Origin of the sequence: Weizmannia sp. FSL K6-0777, assembly GCF_038593185.1 — a bacterium.
GTDB lineage: Bacteria > Bacillota > Bacilli > Bacillales > Bacillaceae_C > Weizmannia > Weizmannia faecalis.
Genome location: NZ_CP151971.1, coordinates 2,778,469 through 2,800,139, shown reverse-complemented (window position 1 = coordinate 2,800,139; position 21,671 = coordinate 2,778,469). Strand labels below are relative to the sequence as shown.

Sequence of the window (21,671 nt, the reverse complement as noted above, 5' to 3'; positions counted from 1 at the left end):
CATATGTATGAAATGGTTTGAAGTTCGTGAACATTTTCCAGAACGTTGTGTCTTAGTGGAAGCATTAAAATCCGAAACAAGAGGAAAAGAAAGAATCATCGAGGAAATGTCAGTCATTGATGACTTTGAAAACGGCAATGCAGCATGGAAAGTGTATAAAAAACTACATGCGGAAAATCAAAACCGGGAGTTATACATTTTTCATACGAATAATGAAGAAATAAAGGTAATTGAGCAGCCATATCTAGGCGTGCGAAGAAAAGTATGAAATTTCATATGGATGATCACTTGCCTCTAGTAGCTGGTGAGATGGATTACAATGGAAATAAAAAGATATTTAATTATTAGCAAAAAGGCCCTGTTTTCGGAATCATAAACATTCCGATTTCAGGGGCTTTTTTTGTCCAAACGGTATCATCCCTGCTTTTTCCTGATGCTCCTTTTCTTTCTCTCATTTTTACTTAGTTTTTCTGTTGACAAACAAAATAAACCAGTATATTATTTACTTTGTTAATAGGAATGAAAACTAAGTAAATATCCTTGGAGGTTCTAAAATGAAAAAAGATGAAATTCTGGACAAATTATTGGAAATTACGCATCAGCCATTTCTCATTTTTGTAAATGAAGTAGAAGAAAAAACAGATAATGCTTTTGAAACGTTGAAGTTGTTGGCAGCGGAAGAAAACGTGACAGCGGGCCGCATTTCTGAAATGCTTGATATTAAGCCGTCAAGTGTGACGCAAATTATCAAGAAACTTGAAGAAGCCGGCACTGCCCGGCGTGAAAAATCCGGGCAAGATTCCCGTGTAACGATTGTAAAAATTACGGATAAAGGACATGAAAGCTTAAAAGAGCGCAGTTCCATTTCAACGACGCTAAAAGATGTCCTTTTCCAAGGATTTGCAGAGGACGAGCTTGAAATGTTGGATCAATATCTTGAACGCATGGTTTCCAATATTTCAAGTGAAGCATTTCAGGATAAGCTCCTCGAAGTCTTCAGCAATGATAAACGCTGGGAACTTTTTGGGAAAATGAGTGCCCGTTTCGGTCGTGCACGGGAACAAATGCTGGAACGCAGCGGGTTTGGCGGCTTCGGCGGCCGCGGATTCATGGGCGGCGGATTTGATGGCTGGAAGAAAGGACGTAAAAGATAATGGAAAGAGGATTCGATGGTTCAGTCCGTAAAGATAAAACCAAATTTTCAATTGGACAATTTATAAAACTCATCAAAACGACGCAACCGAAATATCTTTTGCTGGCAATGGGTGTCTTATTGCTGGTTGTTTCATCCGGTATACAAATTTATGTGCCAAAATTAGCGTCATCCCTTGTCAATCATTTTTCAAAAGGAATTGACTATGGGTTATTAGGGAAAGTCGTAGCACTATTTGTCACTTCAGCCATTGTTTCTGCAGTTGGCGGAACAGTTTTGGGGATTTTTGGAGAAAATGTAATCCAAAACTTGCGGAAAAGCTTGTGGCAAAAGTTAACCACTTTGAAAGTGAGCTATTTTGACACTGTCAAGGCTGGTGAAATTTCAAGCCGTCTGGTAAATGATACAGCGCAAGTCAAACAATTGCTGGCTGTAACATTCCCGCAAACATTAGCGAGCATTATTACAGTTATTGGGACAGTATACATGATGTTCAAGATGGACTGGCACATGACTGCAGCCATGATTGTAGCGGTGCCGGTCGTCGTGATCCTCATGATACCAATCATGGCATTTGGAACGAAAATAGGACATATCCGTCAAGAGGCAATGGCTCAATTTAATGGGATTGCGAGTGAAACATTAAGTGAAATCCGATTGGTAAAAACTTCAAATGCAGAAAAGCAAGCACAAGTTCGTGCCAATAAAGAAATAAATAAATTGTTTAAAGTTGGAAAAAAAGAAGCGGTCTTTGATGCAACGATGCAACCCATCATGATGATGGTATTTATGAGTATGGTGTTTGGGCTTCTTGCTTATGGGATGCACCGGATTGCAATTGGTGAAATGCAAATCGGCATATTAATGAGCTTCTTGATGTATTTGTTTAACTTGATTGGGGCCATGCCGGTCATTGCAACCCTATTTTCAGAAATGGCAAAGGCTGCCGGTTCAACGCGCCGTGTACAAGAATTGCTTGCTGAAAAGCCGGAAGATTTTACGAAAGGCATTGAATTGGATTTGGCTGGTAAAACCTTATCAGTGGAACATGTGGATTTTGCCTACGAAGATGCGCCGGATGAACCCATTCTGAAAGATGTATCCTTTACGGCAAATCCAAATGAAATCATTGCTTTTGCAGGTCCTTCCGGCGGTGGCAAATCGACAATCTTTAGTTTGCTTGAACGTTTCTATGCACCTACAAGCGGATCAATCAAATTTGGAGATGTGAAGATTGAAGAGATCAATTTAACAAATTACCGCAGCCAAATCGGATACGTTTCACAGGATTCTGCGATTATGGCCGGTACAATCCGTGACAATTTGACTTACGGATTAGATGGTACATTTACGGATGAACAACTTTGGAACGTTTTAGATTTAGCCTTTGCACGCAAATTTGTTGAAGAAATGCCTGACAAGCTTGAAACAGAAGTGGGGGAACGCGGCGTGAAAATCTCCGGCGGCCAGCGTCAGCGTATTGCCATTGCCCGGGCCTTCTTGCGCAACCCCAAGATTTTAATGCTGGATGAAGCCACTGCCAGTCTTGATAGTGAGTCAGAGATGAAAGTCCAAGAAGCCTTAACAAACTTGATGAAAGGTCGTACGACTTTAGTCATCGCCCACCGCTTGGCAACCATTGTGGACAGCGATAAGATTTACTTTATTGAAAAAGGTCAAGTCACAGGATCAGGTACACATGATGAATTGGTACGTACGCATGAAACGTATGCGAAATATGTCGCTGAACAATTTAAGGTAGATACACCGGCCATGTAAAGAAGTATTCACGATACAGTGTAAAAAATGCTTTTTTCATTGGGGTGAAATTTTTTGGGGGATGAAGGATTTAAGAAAATATGGTTCAATGGTACTGGATCTTTGGTGGAGTCTGAAGAAAAGTAAGCCAGTCCTTGGAAGAAAATAGCCATCATGATCCTCCTTTTCCCCAAATTCAAATTTCTCGTTTCAAGAGCATTCGGTCAAAATAAGCCTTTTTCTTTTTTTAGAAATTTATATTTATTTAGCATACAAAACTCGCATTTGAATAACGGATGCATTACAATTGTAATAAGAATAAGAAAAGTCTCAGAAATAGAATGAATCATTCAAATTCTGAAGCTGACAATCAATTGGAAAGCCTTCCACCAGTATCTTATCTTGAACAGAGTGAATCACAATAAAAAAGGTAAACTGGGAATTAGGCTGGAAGGGGTAGTATAGGGGGCCAATAGTATGATGGAAAAAATAGTGGATGTTTCTTTGCTTGTCGTGGCTGCTGGGTTATTAGTTGTGTGGGCCCGAAAAAAATACTGGGACAGGCAGAAAAGGTAATGACGGGATGCTCTGTAAAGAAGACAATAGAAGCTGCTACACACTTTCTAAACGTAGTGGTACTCGCGAAAATCCCCCACCTATATTAAGGGGGAGGGTTAATTTGAAATTCGGATAATCAAGCAATCCTATCAATCGTAACGGGAAACGATATGAAGGTCTTCTTACTCATTATGGTTGCTGAACATCATTTAAGTGAAAATGTTGCTTGAATATCCAACAAAACACCACGAAAGGATATGAATTTCCGTTCACTTTGGATAAAATGATAGATATATAAGCAATTTGAATATTTTAAAAAAGTAAGCATCCAAATGAGTGGATGCTTTTCATTTTGCCAATAAAGATTTCGAGTAAATTGTATACCAGTAATCTAATCAGAAGATCCAAATGAAGGGTATCTACCCCTTTCCGGAGTATGTCGAAACGCGATAATTTCCGAAAAGTGACAGGCAACACCGTCAACTTTCGGCTATTTTTGGATGGCAAAAACATTCAACAGCTGAATCATAAAGATTGCCTCACAATGGTTTTTTTACGATCGAACATCTTCGTTCACACTACGATTTACGGTTCCTTTTATGCCATTCTGAGATTTCCTCAAGTCTTTGTTTGAATCTGGCCTCTGAACCTTGATTTGTCGGATGATAATACGCGTGCCCTGCTAACGAATCCGGCATCGTCTGCATCGTTGTTAATTTTTCTTCTGTATCATGCGCGTATTTATATCCTTTTCCGTAATTTAAATCTTTCATCAATTTGGTAGGGGCATTGCGTAAATGGAGGGGAACAGGTTCATTCATTGAGTTCAGTGCATCTTTCTTTGCGCTCATATAAGCTAAATATGCTGAATTAGATTTTGGTGCCAGTGAAAGGTAAATGACAGCTTGGGTTAAGTGTACATTACATTCAGGCATACCAATAAATTGACATGCTTGAAAAACAGATACCGCAATTTCTAAAGCCCGATTGTCGGCTAAACCGATATCTTCACTTGCAAATCTGACCAATCTTCGCGCAATAAACAGCGGATCTTCTCCGGCTTCCAACATCCGTGATAACCAATAGACCGCCGCATTCACGTCGCTATTTCGCATCGACTTATGCAAGGCAGAAATAATATTATAATGCTCCTCACCATTTTTGTCGTACAATAATGATTTTCTGTTGATCATTTGGGAAAGGTCTTCTTTCCTGATGATGATGGTATCCTCCTGCTTATGCCCATTTAAAACAGCCATTTCCAGCGTGTTCAACGCAGTACGGGCGTCCCCATCGGAAAATTCTGCAATGGCCAATAAAGTTTGATCTTCAATTTCAATCTTTTGAAGGCCATACCCATGGGGATTTACAATGGCCTGTTTTAATAATTCCACGATTTCACTACTCGTTAATTTATGTAGGACAAAAACCTTAGTCCTCGATAACAAGGCCGAATTGACTTCAAATGACGGATTTTCAGTGGTTGCGCCGATAAGGATAATGCTACCATTCTCCACATACGGTAAAAAGGCATCTTGCTGTGCCTTATTGAATCGGTGGATCTCATCGAGAAACAAAATTGTCTTTTCGCCTAATTGCCGGCGTTCTTCAGCTTCTTTCATAACGTTTCGAATATCTTTAATCCCACTGGTAACAGCACTAAAATTAATAAATTCCGATTGCGTTTGATTTGCAATAATTTTCGCCAATGTTGTCTTGCCTACGCCGGGGGGACCCCAGAAGATCATGGAAGAAAGACGGTCATGTTCAATCATTTCTCTAAGCACTTTTCCTTTACCTATCAGGTGCTTTTGTCCAACGAATTCGTCTAAATTTTTAGGACGTACTCGCGTGGCCAAGGGACGGTTTTGGTCATTGTCGTTCTCAAATAAAGAAGTTTGCCTCAAGGTTACTCCCTCCTTGTAAAAACTTTTCCCATTACGCTTCTTTTTGTCTGCTTATGATCCCGACCAAAATATCTAACTCAATGGTTATTTTAGAATAACCCTGATTCGCAAATGTATCGATTTGTTCCCTGTTCGAGTTCAAGGTCAAAAGCGCCAATTTGATTCATGCTGTTTTGATTAATGTCTTGCTTGGTATAGTGTTGGCAGATAATATCACCAAATGAAAAAGGCGATACCGTTTCATTATTGTTATAGACCTGAATGATGAAAGTAAAACAGAAGCTTAAAATGAAAAGGTGGGCCCCGAACAGCAAAAAAGCCAACCAGAAAGGAGGGCACCTTTAAGGTGAATGATATCACCTCTATCTCAAAAATCAAATATGCGTTGAAACTACAAATTTTAGCAGGCTGCCTCTTTCTGCAGTTTTGGGAAAGGATGAGACCTTCCGGGACTTTGGCTGCTTGGAAAACGACCATGTCATATGAATCTCATTTGAAGTTATCCACAATTTTAAAACTATGAAAGCCGGTTCATTCATTTTTTCAAAAAAATGCGGCAATTATGCTTAATGCAGTCCGAAAAATCAGCTCTGAGGAGTAAAAATTTTTCGTGATAATTTAAATATACCTCCCAAAAAAGCGGCCAAATATGTAATAATTTAAATAATTAGAGCTTGCTGGACGAATATTTTGGTATGGCTTAGTGACAAGTCGAATACAAGCTAAAATTTGATTCGTTCAGCAAGCCCTAATTAAACTTGGCTGTTTTGAGGGGGTTTTTATTTTGGTTACTAGAAAAGAAAAAAGAAATCGTGAAAAAGAAGCAAATTATTTTTTCGAGTTCCTTAAAATTCAGAAGCATTTTTTCAAAGACCTGATGAATAACCTAAAAAAGGTAGCAGACCACCGACATCAAAGCTATATCACTTATGGTCCAGAGGTCCTTTTATTTACGATGATGTTGAAAAATATGACCGGCCTAAAATCCATGAGAAACATGAGTGAGAGTTTTAATAAAGAAGAATGTATTAAAAATGTAGGGAAGGTGTTAGGCTTAGATTCTCTTGAAGAACTTCCACATTATGATACAATTAACGACTTTTTATCTGGCTTAGATGTAAATGAATTAGAAAAAATTAGAACGTATATGATTAAAGAATTATTGAAAAAAAGGTCTCTCGAGTCTTATCGAATTGAAGGAAAGTACTGGGGTGTCATCATTGATGGAACTGGATTACACACCTTTCATGAGAAACATTGTAAACACTGCCTGAGACGGGCATATACAAATAAAGAAACAGGAGAAACGAACGTACTTTATATGCACCATGTACTTGAAGCCAAGCTTGTCGTGGGGGATATGGTCTTCAGTATTGCCTCCGAATTTATCGAAAATGAATCAGAAAATGTTTCTAAGCAAGATTGTGAATTAAAAGCCTTCGACAGGCTGGCAAAGAAAATAAAAAAAATATTTAAAAGACTACCGATTTGTATCTTGGGAGATAGTCTCTATGCATGTGAAACGGTATTTAATCTGTGCAGGGCGCACAAATGGAAATATATATGCAGATTTAAGGAAGGGAGAATTAAAAGTATCTCGACGGAGTTTAAGGCAATAAAAGAGCTGGAACAAAGTAAGGATCAGAATTCATTAGTTTGGGTGAATGATATTGCCTACAAAGACAGAACGGTCAATCTGATGGAGGCCACAATGAAAACAGAGGATGGGAAATCGAAAGAGTATGTATTTATAACGGATATTAAAATCACGAAAAAGAACGTGGAACGACTCATCGCTGCAGGAAGAAGCCGCTGGAAGATTGAAAATCAAGGATTTAACGAACAAAAAAATAATCGTTACAATATAGAACATGCCAATAGCCAAAACTACACAGCCATGAAAAATCATTATTTATTAGTTCAAATAACAGATATTATTAGACAGCTGTTTGAAAAAGGTTCGTCAATCTTAAAAGCACTCAAAAAAACGGCAAAAGAAAAATCCTCAAATCTGTTGGAATCGTTTCGGACACGCATTTTAACAGACGAGGATTTCACCCATTTAAGTAAGCCAATACAAGTAAGGTTTACTTAATGGTTATATTATAGCAAAGGATGTGATGTAAAAAAAGGTTTTTTTGAAGTTATCCACAATTTTAAAAAAGAAATTTGCAAATTCGGCTCTTTTTGACTTTGAAAGCAGAAAAAATAGATGGAAAAATTTTCTAAATGTGGATAAGTCATTTTATCATAAAACATCTAAAAATTGATGAATTTACTCTTCAGAGCTGTCCGAAAAATGATTCTATTGACATACATAATAATATATTTATATAATGATAAAGGCTATGGAAATACTTGGCAGGATTTCCATGCTTTCCGGCAAAATTCCAATAAAAATTGAAAAAGGCAAATTCATCGAAAGGTGGAGACGCAAAGCTAAAGGGACTAAAGTCAGATGACCATGTCAGCCAGTTACCGATTTTACATCAAAAGGACTAATCGGTAGGGGATTAGTCCTTTTTTCGTTGTGCGGATATCAAATGTGAAGAACTTCATTTAACAAGCAGGAGGAAGCAAGGATGGCACAGTTTCAAACAGATAACAAGCATAAAGCTTTTATCATTACATTAGGCGGATTTGCCGCAACAGAAAAGGCATCTACGTTTGTAGACGATTTAAAAAAAGAAGTTTCAAAAATTAATGTGAAAAATTATTCGTTAATTGTGGATTCATCCGATTTAAGGACATTTAAGCCCGAAATTTTGCCGGTGCTTGAAAAGAGCTATGCGTTGTATATGAGTTTAGGATTTAAAAAAATCCTGATGATTACACCGAAAAGGGTGACGCCGCGTTTACAGCTGAAGAGAATCGCGAAAAAAGTGAATTTTACGGGTGAATTTATCAATAGTTTACAAGCGGGATTGGAACTTTCACGTTAAAAACAGCTTGAAGGAGTTAAGTAAAAATGGATTCGAGTGTGACAATAAGAGAAGTCTCTGTCTATCATCCTGAAAAGGTGCGCCATAACGATTATTACCTGGCCCATTTTCGCCAGCAAGGAAAAGATATTACAAGACTTTTGCAAGCGCTTGGCAGAGAAAACAGATACATAGCAGATTATAAAACTGAAACCACTTTAACAATGGCGGTGGAAGCATCAAAGAAAGTGCTGGAAAAAAGCGGGTTGGCCGGCCGGGATCTCGATATGATTGTATTTGTATCAGGGACACCTGAATACTTTTGGCCACCGAATGCGGTTGCCATTCATCAATCTTTGGGCGGAAAAGAAGAAGCTGTTGTTTATGATATGAATGCGGCATGTGTCGGAATGGTGGTAGCAGTGGATCAAGTAAGCCGCAATATGCTCGCAAATCCGCATATCAAGCGTGCGCTTGTCGTGGGCTCCGAGCAAATGCACCGCTTTGCAAACGAGGGGGATGCGGTTACATATGCCAGTTTCGGAGACGGGGCCGCTGCAGTATTGCTGGAAAAAAGCCATCATGTTAAAACAGGGTTTATCGACTCAGCCTATCAAGTGAACACAGAATCAATTGATAAAATTACTTTTCCGGCTTGTGGCGTATCCCAACTGGTTGAGGGAAAAGCCGAACAAAAGAATAGAAAAATAAAATGGGAGAATGTAAACAATGACAATGCTTTTCTGTCTACTGCCGCGCTTGTTGAAAAATTGCTCAGCCGGAATCATTTAACCGCGAAGGATATTCAGGCTTTTTGCTTTTCCCAATTGTCACGGAAAAATATATACAAAATCCAGGAAATCTTCAAAGAAGACATAAGCAAGTTCCCAATTGTGGGCACGGAATATGGCTATACAGGAGCCGCTAGCCCGTTTATGGCTTTTGAACGAGCTGTAAGCACCGGCCGGATAACGAGGGGCAGCTATGCCATATTTTGGTCGGTTGGTGCGGGAACTTCTGCTTGTGCCATGTTGTATAAACATTAAATGTATTGAATCTGTTTCAAATGAAGGGAGCCGTACCATGGGAATTAAAAAATTGTCCAAAGCCATTACAATGGGCCAAATCAAAACCGTTATCCTGCCTTATATTCTCATTGGCATTTTGTTGGTTGGCAGCATGTTCATCATCCCCCAATACTTAACCATTTGGTTTGTGTCTGTTGCCGCAATCCTTTATCTTGGTGTAGGTTTATGGTCATCTTTCCGGTTAACCGGGAAGTTATTAAAAATGAAGCAATACGCTTCCAGCCTGGAGTCGGGAAACCTGGCTGAATCGCTGGAAATTTTAGGTGCAGATGAATTTGGCACGATCTCTAACTTCTTAAATAATGCAACAAGCAATATGCGAAATCTGGTTGGAGATTTAAAAAAAGGAATAGAGCGTGTAGATTCCAATTCAGATGAATTATCGGCAACCATGACGGAACTGTTTTATGTGATGGAAGATGTGAAAGAAACGATAAATGAGATGGAACATGGCGCAATGGAACTAAGTGCAAGTACGCAGCAAATTGGCGCATCTGCTGAACAAATTGAAAGTTCAACGAAGAAATTAGCAGAAAAAGCAAATGAAGGAAAAAACATCGCGCAGGAAATTAAGAAACGCGGGACAAAAGTAAGAGAGGAAGCAACTGAGTCTGCAGGCTCTTCCAATCAAATCTATACGGAAAAAGCGGAAAATATTTTGAAATCCATTCAACAAGCGAAAATCGTCGAGGAAATCAAAATGTTGGCTGATACGATTGGAGACATTGCGAATCAGACCAATCTCCTTGCCTTAAATGCATCGATCGAAGCGGCAAGGGCAGGGGAAGCAGGAAAAGGTTTCTCAGTAGTCGCTCAAGAAATCAGAAAGCTGGCTGAACAATCCACCCAATCGGTTGAAAATATCCGGGTGGTCACTAGCCAGGTCCAGCAAGCCTTTTCAAACCTTATTCATCATTCAAAAGAAATACTGGACTATGTGGACACAAAAGTGAACCCCGACTATGAAAAGATGGTCCGTATAGGGGAACAGTATGAACACGATGCGGAATTTTTAGACCGTATGTCGCTTGAAATCGCCCAGGCTTCGAATGACATGGCAAACGCAATTGAGGAAGTCAACAAGGCGATACAACATGTATCTTCTACAAGCCAGCAATCCGCTGCAGGTACGGAGGAAATGTCATTTAATATTTCCGAAGTGTCACTGGCAATGAAAGAAACGGCAGAAATGGTAGACCACCAGCATCAATTAGCCCATAAAATAAATGAGTCTCTCCAGAAGTTTAGTTTATAAATAGCAAGTTTCAGCTTATGAAAGAAGTCATGCTGCAGCACGAGGATAAACAGGAAAATTCCGGTTTGTCCCCATGCTGTTTATCGTTAAACACTGCCCTTGTTTTTGCTATATAAAATGAACTTAAGTTTTTGCACTGAGACAAGGTCATCCATTTGCATGATGATTCCTTTTTGCAGCCGGCAACAAAGTAGCAATGTTTAGTTCATTTTATGTATGCTACAAATTTTAATTCCGAAATCCCCGGTTCATTGCATCCCCGCACATTACCAAAGGGCAGGACAGCCAAACCTGATTCATGAATCCCCGCCATTCGGGAAAAACTGTTTAATACAGTTCGCATGAATGGGGGAAACGTGATGCCTGAATTGCCGGAAATGGAGACCTATAAAACATGGCTGGCGTCATTGATTGGCGGCCGGACCATTACAAATGCCATGATTCAGCGGGAAAAATCGATAAATATACCTGCCGGCAAGTTTATAAAGGCAGTGGCCAATCAGAAGATCAAATCGATTTCAAGACGCGCAAAGTATTTAATTTTTCAGCTCGAAAATGGTTCGTGCCTGCTTCTGCATCTGATGCTCGGCGGATGGATGTTTTTTGGCAAAGAGGAAGACAAACCGGACCGGACAATACAAGTCCAACTTTCTTTTGGAGACCGGCACTTGTTTTTCATTGGTTTTCGTTTAGGATACCTGCATCTATTAACACCGGAAGCGGTTCAGACGGCGTTTGAAAAAATCGGCCCCGAACCGCTTGATCCCCATTTTACATTAGCTGCTTTTCAACAACGGATGCAACAAAGAAGAGGCATTCTTAAAACAGTACTAACCAATCAAGAAGTGCTGGCCGGGATTGGAAACCGGTATTCCGATGAAATGCTATGGCACGCGCAGTTGCGGCCGGATCAAAAAGCAGGTCATCTTGACAATCAGCAACTCGCCCGTTTGTATGAGTCGATCCGGTTTATCCTTCATAAAGGGATTGAGCAGGGAGGTTATATGGAACATCCGCTGCACGTGGGAGATGGCAAAACGGGACGCTATCAAATGTACGTTCACGGCAGAGAAAATGAGCCATGCCCGCGATGCAGCTCCCCTATTAGGAAAGAAGAAATTTCTTCACATAAGACTTATTTTTGTCCACGTTGTCAGTATTGAAAACGGATCTGCCCCTGCCGCACTTCATTTTCCCAGCTGCCTGTCAGACTTCCCCGGCCTGCAATTTTATAAATTTCCGCTTTCCTACTTGTATGATGAGTCCGTCTGTTACATGAACAGCATCGTGGATATCCTTTACTTTTTCTCCATTTATCCGGATGCCGCCGTTTTGAGTCATTTTTCTGGCTTCACTTTTTGATGGCTGCAGCTTCAATTGTACGAGTAGATCAATGATGTTTATTGTTTTATCTCCGTCCCATAGCATGACCGGGATATGGGCAGGCAATGCTCCTTGTTGAAAAACATTTTTGAAGTTTTCTTCTGCCTGGATTGCCACAGCTTCTCCGTGGTACATGCGGACAATCGTCCTGGCCAGCAGCATTTTGGCATCGCGGGGATGCAGTAGGCCCACTTCAACGTCGTGTGCGATTTTTATTTTTTTTGCCAGTGCTAAATCTGTGACAAGGTTAAGAAATAGTATAGTTTGATCAAAAGTACCGAACCATGTTATAAGTGTAAAAGAGGCTGAAATATTTTTTGCTTATTTATTTTGTGTTGGCTTGGTATCCAGATAGGGGAGGTTATGATTTTTATCATGAAAGAAAATTTTTGGCGTGATTTACCACGGCCATTTTTTATACTGGCACCAATGGAAGATGTGACAGATGTTGTCTTTCGCCATGTTGTAAGTAAAGCGGGCAGGCCGGATGTGTTTTTTACAGAGTTTACAAACACGGAAAGTTATTGCCACCCCGAGGGGAACCAAAGTGTGCGCGGCCGCTTGGCGTTTACGGCGGATGAGCAGCCGATTGTGGCCCATATATGGGGGGACAAGCCCGAATATTTCCGGCAAATGAGTATGGGTATGGCAAAACTCGGGTTCAGCGGTGTTGATATCAATATGGGCTGCCCTGTGCCGAATGTGGCAACAAAAGGGAAGGGAAGCGGTCTGATCCGCCGTCCGGATGTTGCTGCTGAACTTATCCAAGCCGCAAAAGCAGGCGGATTACCTGTGAGTGTAAAGACGAGGCTTGGTTATACGTATGTGGAGGAATGGTGGGACTGGCTTACGCACATATTGAAACAGGACATCGTGAACCTTTCCATCCATTTGCGGACAAGAAAGGAAATGAGCAAAGTGGACGCCCATTGGGAACTCATTCCGGAGATCAAAAAACTGCGTGATGAGGTGGCACCGGATACCCTTTTGACCATTAATGGGGATGTCCCTGACCGTCAAACCGGCCTGAAGCTTGCACGCCAGTACGGTGTTGATGGGGTGATGATCGGGCGCGGCATTTTTAAAAATCCGTTTGCTTTTGAAAAAGAGCCGAAAGAGCACAGCAGCAAGGAATTGCTTGATCTTTTAAGACTGCATCTGGATCTCTTTGACAAATATTCAACAGAACTGGAGCAGCGCCCGTTTCCACCGCTTCGCCGCTTTTTTAAGATCTATGTCAAAGGCTTCCGGGGAGCGAGCGAGTTGCGAAACCAACTGATGGGCACAGATTCAACAGATGAAGTGCGCACCTTGCTTGATCACTTTGAAACAAAACAGATGGAGGGGGAAACGGTATAGCATTCCCCCTGCATACCCCCGATACAAAAGCAGCCCGTTTTTTATATTCTTTTCATCGCAATAGATGCGCGGCTGTGCCAAACTGCCAAAAGGCTGTTGCAAAAAGACAGGAAAACCCCGGAGACCACTACACCAGCTCATTCCATCCGCCGCGGCACTCACATCGGCATATGATGGTTCCCGTTTCATACGGCTTCCGCAAAAAAAGGATCCCATCCATCCCGGGTTTGCTGCCGTTTTGGCGGCGCACAGACCCGAAAATCCCGTGAAAGTTCCAGGTTTTGCCGTAAAAATTCCGTCCAATCCGCCCGGCTTTTTACGGCAGGGGAAATCGGCATTTTCAAGTATGGGGCGCAAGCAGTAAGGTGCCCCCATTCTCCGCTGTTTTTGCGGTCATAATGCCTGGCATTGCCATATTAAGGAGGCGTGCAGGTATTTTGAATAGCAAGAGAGAGGCCAGTTCAAAATAACCGTAAGAACTGATTTTTAAAAAAGAATTCAGGTGAAAAGGTTGGCGGAAAATACAAAAAAATGGTATGGATCCAGAAAAAGACCCGGCAGAAGATTGAAAAAAGATGATATTACCATTGTGGATACAGATGTGACAAAAAAAGCAGTGGTCGCAACGGCTCTTGGAAATGCGATGGAGTGGTTTGATTTCGGGATATATTCCTATTTGGCCGTCATCATCGGAAAGGTGTTTTTTTCAGGGGTAACCGGTTCATTGCAACTGGTCTATTCGTTTGCTACTTTTGCTGTAGCGTTTCTCGTCCGTCCGATTGGCGGGATGTTTTTTGGCATGCTGGGCGATAAGTTCGGGCGGAAACGGATATTGGCCGTTACTTTAGTGTTAATGTCACTGGCGACTTTAAGCATGGGTTTGATCCCGGGTTATGCAAAGATTGGAAATCTGGCCCCGTTTCTGCTGCTTGTCGCCAGACTGGTTCAGGGCTTTTCCACTGGCGGTGAATATTCAGGTGCCATGACATACATCGCAGAATCTTCCCCGGATAAAAAAAGAGGCTTTTTATCGAGCGGACTCGAAGTGGGCACGTTGTCGGGATATATTTTGGGATCCGGCGTTGTCACGATCCTCAGTTTTTGGCTCGGCGAAGATAAAATGCTGGACTGGGGATGGCGCCTTCCTTTCTTTATCGCTGCGCCGATGGGCTTGATTGGCCTTTACTTGAGGAATCATTTGGAGGAGACCCCGGTTTTTGAAGCGATGAAGGAAGGGAAGCACAAAGAAAATGAGAAAGGGCTATTCAGGAAAGTTTTCCTTTTCCATTGGCCGCAATTGCTGAAAGGGATCGTTCTCGTTTTATTTTTTAATGTTGTCGATTATATGTTGTTGTCGTATATGCCGTCTTACTTAAGTGTCGTTCTCGGTTACGGGCAGTCAAAGGGCCTTTTATTCATTCTCATTGTGATGTTTATCATGATTCCGATTGTGCTCATCATGGGCTATTACAGCGACCGGATCGGAAGCAAACGCATCATTATGGGAGGCCTGGTCGGGCTGATTTTTCTGTCCATCCCGGCATTTAAGCTGATTGGAAGTGGAACGAATTTAACGGTCTTTTTCGGCTTGATGATCTTGGCCGTCTTACTGGCGACATTCGAGTCAACGATGCCATCGATGCTGCCTTCTTTATTCTTCACGGAAGTAAGATATGTTGCGCTGGCGATCGCTTTTAATATTTCGGTTTCTTTATTTGGGGGAACAACGCCTTTGGTAATGGCGTGGCTCATAAAAACAACGAATAACCAGATGGTTCCCGCTTATTATATTATGGCAGCCTGTCTCATTGGTGTCTTGACGATGTTTTTCGTAAAAGATACGACCGGGAAAGCACTGCGGGGATCGGCACCGGCAGTAGAAGAAAAACACGAAATTGCAAAAATTCTCGAAGACCCCCATGAAGCATTATGGTGGAAAGAGGAAAAAGGAAATATTGAGGAAAAAGCGTCTGAATTGGAAAATCCCAAAAATTAACCATATCCATAAGGCCGCTTTTTTGGCTGCCCGTACCACGGAACCGGCTTGAATGGCCTTCCTCCTCTTTTAAGTTGTTTCTGGCCGTAAAATGCCACGTCTTGGTTCATGCATCCGCATGCTTGCAAGTGGGTGCATCCCCCTTTTCTGTTAAAAAATATCTGAGTATTTTTATTTTTGGGGAGAATGGAAAATAAGCGGTAGACAAACCAATTTCCGTGCGGTAAAATAATAGAAACAAGTGTTCTAAATGGCCGGTGTGAAGTTTATGATTACTCATCTTGCATCATGTAAAGACAGAAGAGTTCACAGCACCATGATTTCAGCATTGAAAAAAATAGGGCGGATGGGAGTTAGCCGCACACAGGGTTACATAGCGGCTTCCAGCAGGTGTTGGATTTGAAAAAAGCGTCATTTTGTAATGGAAAATAAAAAGGATTCCTATTATGCAGGATCCTTATTTTATCAATCAAATTAAATTTTTTTACTGCTAAATAGCTGAGTGATTTTGACGATTCCAAATACGACGGTTGCAAAAAACAATACAGATACGATGATTGCAAGTATCATGCCAGCCCCTCCTTATAACGGATTCCGTCCATGATAAAGCCAAATATTTTTTCAATTTTATTATAACATATTTTCCAATTTCCCCTTGATGTAAAAGGGGATCAGAAATCCCCGCTGCCCCTTATGCAGTTGAAATGCCTGAAACTTTTTTTGCTGACGCCCGTATAAAAAAGTAACAATGATGAGGAGGGGAAAGCGCCATGTCTGAAAAAGGGTGCGTGAAGTGCGGGTCTAAGCAGGCGGGGAAAAAAGAAGTGGCAATGACGGGAACAGGTCTGTCAAAATTATTTGATGTCCAGAACAACACGTTCATTGTCGTGTATTGCAAAAACTGCGGTTATTCGGAGTTCTATCATAAACAAACTTCCACCGCCTCTAATATTCTGGACTTATTCTTCGGGGGCTAAATCCGGGGAGGTGTTATATTGGAAACGAAGCTGATTATCATACGGGGAAACTCCGGGAGCGGAAAAACAACGATCGCTAAAAGGCTTCAAAGCCATTTGGGGCCGGGAACGCTTCTTGTTTCACAAGATACTGTCCGGCGTGAAATGTTAAAGGTGCCGGACAAAGAAGGAAACCTCTCCGTTGAGCTCATTCGCCAAATTGCGGAATATGGAAAAGGGAAATGCAGATTTGTGATTGTCGAAGGAATTTTAAACAAAAACCGTTACGGGGAAATGTTGTCCCGTTTATTGAAATTCTACCATTCAAAGGCGTATATTTATTATTTTCGATTAACGTTTTGGGAAACAGTCAAACGCCATAATATGCGTTTGAAAAAAACGGAATTCGGAGAAGAAGCTTTACGCGCCTGGTGGAATCCGAGAGACGAACTTGGGGTGAAAGGAGAAACCATGTTAACAAATGATATGTCACAGGATGAAATCATAAAACTGATGGCGGATCAACTGGAAATTGATCTTTGATTTTGTATATCGGCATATGGTGCATGGGAAAAGCGAAAAAGCCATATCTCTTGCCAGGAATTGAAATGAAGAAAACGTGTTTAAAGGTGATGGAATGTATTCAGATATCAATGAACCTCGACAAACATTATCCAAAGATGCAATAAAGGTTTGGATCATACGTGAAACGCTGGAGGCCGGGGCAGGGGTTGTGGTTCTCGCCGTGCTGCTTTATCTCGGCCACCACTTTTCCTGGCCGGCATGGATCGGCTGGATTTTATACGGTTTACTCGTGTTGGATATCGGCAGTATGATCTGGTCATGGATAAGTTCGTATTTTCGCTATAAAAATTGGCGTTACGATGTGAACGAAGAATTTTTACAAATGAAATTGGGTGTGCTGAACGAGAAACATTCTTTGGTTCCGATGACCAAAATCCAATCGGTGGCAACCGAACAAGGCCCCATTTTAAAGAAATACAGGCTCTGTTCCGTGACTGTGGACACCATGGGGACGTCCCATACCATTCCGGCTCTGCCTAAAGAGGAGGCCATTGCGTTAAGAAACCGAATTGCGCGTTATGCAAAAATCAGGGAGGTGGAGTCGTGAAGAAAAAACGGTACCATCCCCTTTTGATTTTGTTTCGTATCGGTGATTTTATAAAAAGCTATTTCATCCTTTTCATTATCTTGTTTATCGTGAATGCCGGTTCCCGTTCTCCCGTGCTTACATATGGCAGATATTTGTTTTTGCTCTTTTTTGCAATCGTGATGGTATATCATTTTTTGAAATGGTATACACATAAATATGCACTGGATGAACGCTCCTTTCATTTGTATAAAGGCATATTCAACAAAACAGAACGAACGATTCCTTTTTCGAAAATCCAAAACATTAACCGCCATACATCCTTTTTTCACCGGATTTTTCATGTCACCTCTGTCAGCTTTGAAACGGGTATCTCCGGGGATGAAGCGGCCGTGTTATTTGAAGTGATCACCCGGAAAGAAGCGGAAAAAATCATTGACATCGTGCAGAATGATAAGCGTAAAACGTTTGAACTAAATGCGGAAGAAAAGGAACGGGTGGTCCATTTTAAACCGACGAGAAAAGATACGTTAAAAGCAAGTTTTACATCTTTAAGTCCGCTTGCCGTCATCCCGGTATTTTTTTCTTTTTATTCGAATGTGGACGATATTGTTGATATTGATAAAACGGCGAAAGGGATGCTCTCTTATATAATCGGTTCCTGGTGGATTGTATCGGGCATTGTCCTTTTTGTGGCCATTGTTGCGGTGGTTTTCGGCATGGCACGGACCTTTTTGAAGTATGGGAAATATGAGATCTCCTCTGATGAAGAGCGGATTTATATTACCAAAGGGGTAATTGAAGAGACGTCTTTTTTTATCGAAAAGCATAAAGTGCAGGCTGTTGAAGTGGAACAGTCTTTGTTGAAACGGTTGCTCGGGCTGGCGGAAGTCAAGCTGACGAGTGCAGGAAGGCTTGACTTTGAAGGAGAGAAACTTGAATTAAACTCGCTGTATCCTTTTTTGCCGGTTAAAAGGGCGTACGAAATCATCAACGAGATATTGCCGGACTATGAAGTGGTACAGGAGATGAGGCAGCTCCCCAAGAAATCTTTATGGGTCCGGCTGTTTGCCCCGAGCTGGATTTGGATCATCGCCACAGTCGTGTTATATTTTTGGAAACCGGAAATTTTCGGCTTGCGTGTTCCGTGGTGGCTTTTGTCCGCTTTTCTGTTCGTATCGATACTGGTCGCAAGATGGATCGGTTATTTACATACGAAATATGTATTGAATGACCGTTTTATTCAGTTACAATCGGGCATTTTTACGACTTCTTTGTTCCTTTCCAAGCGGGAAAAAGTGATTGAAGTGCGCGTATCCCGGAACTTTTTTCAAAAATGGCTGGGCCTTGCTTCCATTGAAACGATCAATCGCGCAAAACCGATTCAATTTAACGGGGTAAAGGATGTTCCTGCCGAATTTGCCTGGATGTTTTACAAATGGTACATGGGGCGGGGAAAGGAAGTTAAAGTGGAATGACTGTTTTGGCCTTCATATGATCACGGTTTTCATGCAGTCCCGGCACATGCCGGGAGCAGAGGGGGGATCCGATTGACGATTATCCTTTGGACGGCCATTGTGATTTTATTCATCTTAAGTTTTGCAGGCATCATCTATCCCGTCATTCCATCTATTGTGATGCTGTGGGCCGGATTTGCAGTCTATCAGTTTTTCATTAATCCGCATGCATTGTCCGTCTGGTTTTGGATCAGCATGGTCATCCTGAGCATCGTCCTGATTGCTGCGGATATTATTGCAAACGGATATTTTGTAAAAAAATACGGCGGGTCCAAAATATCTGAAAGGGTTGCTGCGGTTGCGACAATTGTTGGCTCTTTTGTCATTCCGCCTTTTGGGATTATCCTTGTTCCGTTTGTTTGTGTATGTATAACGGAGATCCTGATGACGAAAAACCCCGTCCAGGCTGTAAAAGTGGGCGTTGCCACGATCATTGGATTTCTGAGCAGCAGCATCGCCAAAGTATTGATACAGATCGTCATGATCGTTTGGTTTAGTTTAGCCGTTGCTTTTTAACGGATTTCCCGTTTTCACGACAGCCGGTTGCATAATAGAAAAAAGCCCCGTTAACGGAGCTTTTTTCTATTATGCTTCAAGAAGATCGGCATCTTCCTGTTGATATATTTTTTTATCCATTTCACCGGTAATTTTGCCGGTTAAAATACCGGAAGTCATGGCGCCGCTGACATTTAATGCCGTCCGGCCCATGTCAATCAATGGTTCAACAGAGATCAGAAGGCCGACAATCGCGATCGGCAGGTTGAGCACTGACAATACAATCAGCGATGCGAAAGTGGCACCCCCGCCGACACCCGCTACGCCGAATGAGCTGACAACGACAACAAGGATCAGCGTAATGATGAAAGACGGGCTTGCCGGGTTGATGTCGGCAGATGGAGCAACCATGATGGCCAGCATTGCCGGATAAATACCGGCGCAACCGTTTTGCCCAATGGATAGGCCAAAGGAAGCCGAAAAATTGGCGATCCCTTCCGAAATGCCGAAACGTTTCGTTTGCGTTTCAATGTTGAGCGGCAGCGTACCAGCACTGGAACGGGAAGTAAAGGCAAAAGTGAGTGCAGGCAGCGCCTTTTGCACATATCGTACCGGGCTCAATTTTGCCAGGCTGATGAGCAGCAAATGAACCAGGAACATGACGATAATCGCTGTGTAAGAAGCCAGAACAAACTTTGCCAGTTTGACAATGGCGCCATAGTCGCTTGAGGCTGTGACTTTGGTGATCAATGCAAGTACGCCATAGGGTGTTAATCTTAAAATAAGGGTAACCACCCGCATCACGATCGTATACAAAGTATCAACGATTTTTGCAAAATGTTCCGCCTGTTCAGGTTGTTTGCGTTTTACCCCGAGATAGGCCATCCCCAATATAGCGGAGAAGATCACAACCGCGATCGTAGAAGTCGGGCGTGCGCCGGTTAAATCCGCAAACGGGTTATTCGGCAGAAATGAAACGATTTGTTGCGGAATGGTCATATCTTTTACGCTGGCGACGCTTGTTTTTAGTTCCGCATTTCGCGCGGCTTCAGCGGTCCCCTGCGTTAAGTGGATGCCATCCAGCCCGTACAGAAGCGCGGATCCGATTCCGAGCGCAGCGGCAATCGCAGTTGTACCAAGTAAAATGGCGAGTACAAGAAAGCTGATTTTTCCTATGTTTTTGGTTAATTTCAGCCTCGTAAACGCCGCTAAAATGGAAATGGAGACAAGCGGCATGACGACCATCTGCAACAGCGAAACATAACCGCTGCCGACAATATTAAGCCAGTCGATCGTATGGTTGGTCACATACGACGCCGTGCCGTACAAGAAATGCAGGATAATGCCGAAAACGATGCCAATGCCCAATGCCGAGAAAACGCGTTTTGAAAACGAAACATGTTTTCTTTGCATCGCATACAAACCGGCCAACAGGATGATAAAGACGGCCAGATTGATGATAATGTATAAAATGTTCAATTTTCCCCCTCCTTTTGTTAACCTTTTTCATCTTAATCATCTTATTCCGATATGTCAAGTGAGGTATTTGGCGGCGGAATTTATGTCCCATTGGTTACTCGTCCGTTTCAATCTGTTCTTTTCTGTCATTTAATATATTGAAAAAAGAATGGGAGGTGAACAGATTGGAAAAACGGCGAAAAAAGACACCAGTCGTCCCTTGGATGCACGATCACTATGGTGAGGAAACAGCGGGCAATACCAGCACAAGCAACAATGCTGTACAGCCGGAATACCGTTACGAAAATACTGGCAATATGAATAACGCTGGCAATATGAACAACACTGGCAATCAATCCAATCGTACCAACAACACGGTATTTTGCGAACCGAAGTATGTTTATAAGGACACTTACGTTGAAAGAAACGTCACTTATGTGCATCCCATCATCCAAGTAAACAGGCAACATGTTGTAAACGTTCCGCGCCATGTTTATCAAAGATATGAACAGAACATTACGGTAGATCCGGGTATTCCGGATGAATGTGATCATTGTGATGAGTAATGAAAAGAAACGCCCCGGTTAAAGCCGGGAATTTTTAAGCCGGATCCAATGGTTTCCGGCTTTCTTTTTTTAATAAGGGGAAGTGGCAGGCTGTTTACCGGGAATGGAGGTAAAGGGGAGATACATTGAAAAAAGATAAAAATACATTGCTATACAATAACTATTTATTGTGAAACGATAAATCCTATGC

At 41.9% G+C, this 21,671-nt stretch carries 19 protein-coding genes and 1 riboswitch; of the genes, 16 read left to right on the top strand and 3 right to left on the bottom strand.

Translation table 11 applies throughout. The features are described from left to right. The first annotated feature begins 7 nt into the window (after positions 1-7). The 3 genes from NST70_RS13440 (at position 8) to NST70_RS13430 (ending at position 2,932) form a co-directional block, all read left to right on the top strand. On the top strand, positions 8-268 hold the full coding sequence (locus tag NST70_RS13440) for a hypothetical protein (RefSeq protein ID WP_061577444.1): 261 nt from the start codon (positions 8-10) through the stop codon (positions 266-268). A gap of 286 nt (positions 269-554) precedes the next feature. Continuing rightward, complete coding sequence (locus NST70_RS13435) at positions 555-1,154, top strand: MarR family transcriptional regulator (RefSeq protein WP_326244571.1); 600 nt, start codon at positions 555-557, stop codon at positions 1,152-1,154. Continuing rightward, entirely contained in the window at positions 1,154-2,932 is a 1,779-nt protein-coding gene (locus NST70_RS13430; protein ID WP_110134159.1) for an ABC transporter ATP-binding protein, read from the top strand. The genes NST70_RS13435 and NST70_RS13430 overlap by 1 nt, the downstream gene beginning before the upstream one ends. Positions 2,933-4,047: 1,115 nt before the next feature. On the opposite strand, the gene NST70_RS13425 is transcribed toward NST70_RS13430, so the two are convergent. Beyond that, entirely contained in the window at positions 4,048-5,376 is a 1,329-nt protein-coding gene (locus NST70_RS13425; protein ID WP_014097270.1) for a replication-associated recombination protein A, read from the bottom strand. Between the two features lie 784 nt (positions 5,377-6,160). Between NST70_RS13425 and NST70_RS13420 the strand changes: the two genes are divergently transcribed. The 5 genes from NST70_RS13420 to mutM all read left to right on the top strand — a co-directional run bounded on the left by NST70_RS13420 (position 6,161) and on the right by mutM (position 11,803). Further along, on the top strand, positions 6,161-7,471 hold the full coding sequence (locus tag NST70_RS13420; protein ID WP_013858128.1) for a transposase family protein: 1,311 nt from the start codon (positions 6,161-6,163) through the stop codon (positions 7,469-7,471). Between the two features lie 303 nt (positions 7,472-7,774). After that, positions 7,775-7,859: riboswitch (cyclic di-GMP riboswitch) on the top strand. A 99-nt stretch (positions 7,860-7,958) separates the two neighbouring features. Then, positions 7,959-8,318 (top strand): hypothetical protein, encoded by a 360-nt coding sequence (locus NST70_RS13415; RefSeq protein ID WP_014097272.1) that lies wholly within the window; start codon positions 7,959-7,961, stop codon positions 8,316-8,318. Positions 8,319-8,344: 26 nt separating this feature from the next. Continuing rightward, a complete protein-coding gene (locus tag NST70_RS13410; protein ID WP_014097273.1) occupies positions 8,345-9,343 on the top strand; it encodes a 3-oxoacyl-[acyl-carrier-protein] synthase III C-terminal domain-containing protein in 999 nt (332 codons plus the stop codon). Positions 9,344-9,380: 37 nt separating this feature from the next. After that, positions 9,381-10,640, top strand: coding sequence for a methyl-accepting chemotaxis protein (locus NST70_RS13405; RefSeq protein WP_017550100.1), 1,260 nt, complete (start codon positions 9,381-9,383; stop codon positions 10,638-10,640). A 359-nt stretch (positions 10,641-10,999) separates the two neighbouring features. Then, positions 11,000-11,803, top strand: coding sequence for a bifunctional DNA-formamidopyrimidine glycosylase/DNA-(apurinic or apyrimidinic site) lyase (gene mutM / locus NST70_RS13400; RefSeq protein ID WP_017550101.1), 804 nt, complete (start codon positions 11,000-11,002; stop codon positions 11,801-11,803). A 43-nt stretch (positions 11,804-11,846) separates the two neighbouring features. On the opposite strand, the gene NST70_RS13395 is transcribed toward mutM, so the two are convergent. Further along, a complete protein-coding gene (locus NST70_RS13395; protein ID WP_225620916.1) occupies positions 11,847-12,158 on the bottom strand; it encodes a S4 domain-containing protein in 312 nt (103 codons plus the stop codon). Positions 12,159-12,386: 228 nt separating this feature from the next. Here NST70_RS13395 and NST70_RS13390 point away from each other — a divergent pair, with 228 nt between their 5' ends. From NST70_RS13390 to NST70_RS13360, 7 genes are all read left to right on the top strand, one after another. After that, positions 12,387-13,382 (top strand): tRNA-dihydrouridine synthase, encoded by a 996-nt coding sequence (locus NST70_RS13390; protein WP_017550103.1) that lies wholly within the window; start codon positions 12,387-12,389, stop codon positions 13,380-13,382. Between the two features lie 511 nt (positions 13,383-13,893). Next, complete coding sequence (gene proP, locus NST70_RS13385; protein WP_179234612.1) at positions 13,894-15,378, top strand: glycine betaine/L-proline transporter ProP; 1,485 nt, start codon at positions 13,894-13,896, stop codon at positions 15,376-15,378. Positions 15,379-16,148: 770 nt separating this feature from the next. Then, positions 16,149-16,355, top strand: a complete 207-nt coding sequence (locus tag NST70_RS13380) for a zinc ribbon domain-containing protein (protein ID WP_014097279.1) — start codon at positions 16,149-16,151, stop codon at positions 16,353-16,355. Positions 16,356-16,373: 18 nt separating this feature from the next. Next, positions 16,374-16,877: a kinase gene (locus tag NST70_RS13375; RefSeq protein ID WP_061577669.1), complete on the top strand. Its 504-nt coding sequence runs from the start codon at positions 16,374-16,376 to the stop codon at positions 16,875-16,877. A 94-nt stretch (positions 16,878-16,971) separates the two neighbouring features. After that, the gene (locus tag NST70_RS13370) at positions 16,972-17,466 is read left to right on the top strand and encodes a PH domain-containing protein (RefSeq protein WP_071452071.1); all 495 of its coding nucleotides are present in this window, start codon (positions 16,972-16,974) and stop codon (positions 17,464-17,466) included. After that, entirely contained in the window at positions 17,463-18,923 is a 1,461-nt protein-coding gene (locus NST70_RS13365; protein ID WP_071452070.1) for a PH domain-containing protein, read from the top strand. Before NST70_RS13370 ends, NST70_RS13365 begins: the two co-directional genes overlap by 4 nt. Positions 18,924-18,995: 72 nt before the next feature. Beyond that, the gene (locus NST70_RS13360) at positions 18,996-19,478 is read left to right on the top strand and encodes a DUF456 domain-containing protein (RefSeq protein WP_061577668.1); all 483 of its coding nucleotides are present in this window, start codon (positions 18,996-18,998) and stop codon (positions 19,476-19,478) included. A gap of 69 nt (positions 19,479-19,547) precedes the next feature. On the opposite strand, the gene NST70_RS13355 is transcribed toward NST70_RS13360, so the two are convergent. Continuing rightward, positions 19,548-20,936 carry an L-cystine transporter gene (locus NST70_RS13355; protein WP_342475302.1) on the bottom strand — a complete coding sequence of 463 codons (1,389 nt, stop codon included), beginning with the start codon at positions 20,934-20,936 and terminating at the stop codon, positions 19,548-19,550. 164 nt (positions 20,937-21,100) lie between these two features. Here NST70_RS13355 and NST70_RS13350 point away from each other — a divergent pair, with 164 nt between their 5' ends. Further along, the gene (locus NST70_RS13350; protein ID WP_014097286.1) at positions 21,101-21,481 is read left to right on the top strand and encodes a hypothetical protein; all 381 of its coding nucleotides are present in this window, start codon (positions 21,101-21,103) and stop codon (positions 21,479-21,481) included. The last annotated feature ends 190 nt before the right edge of the window (positions 21,482-21,671 follow it).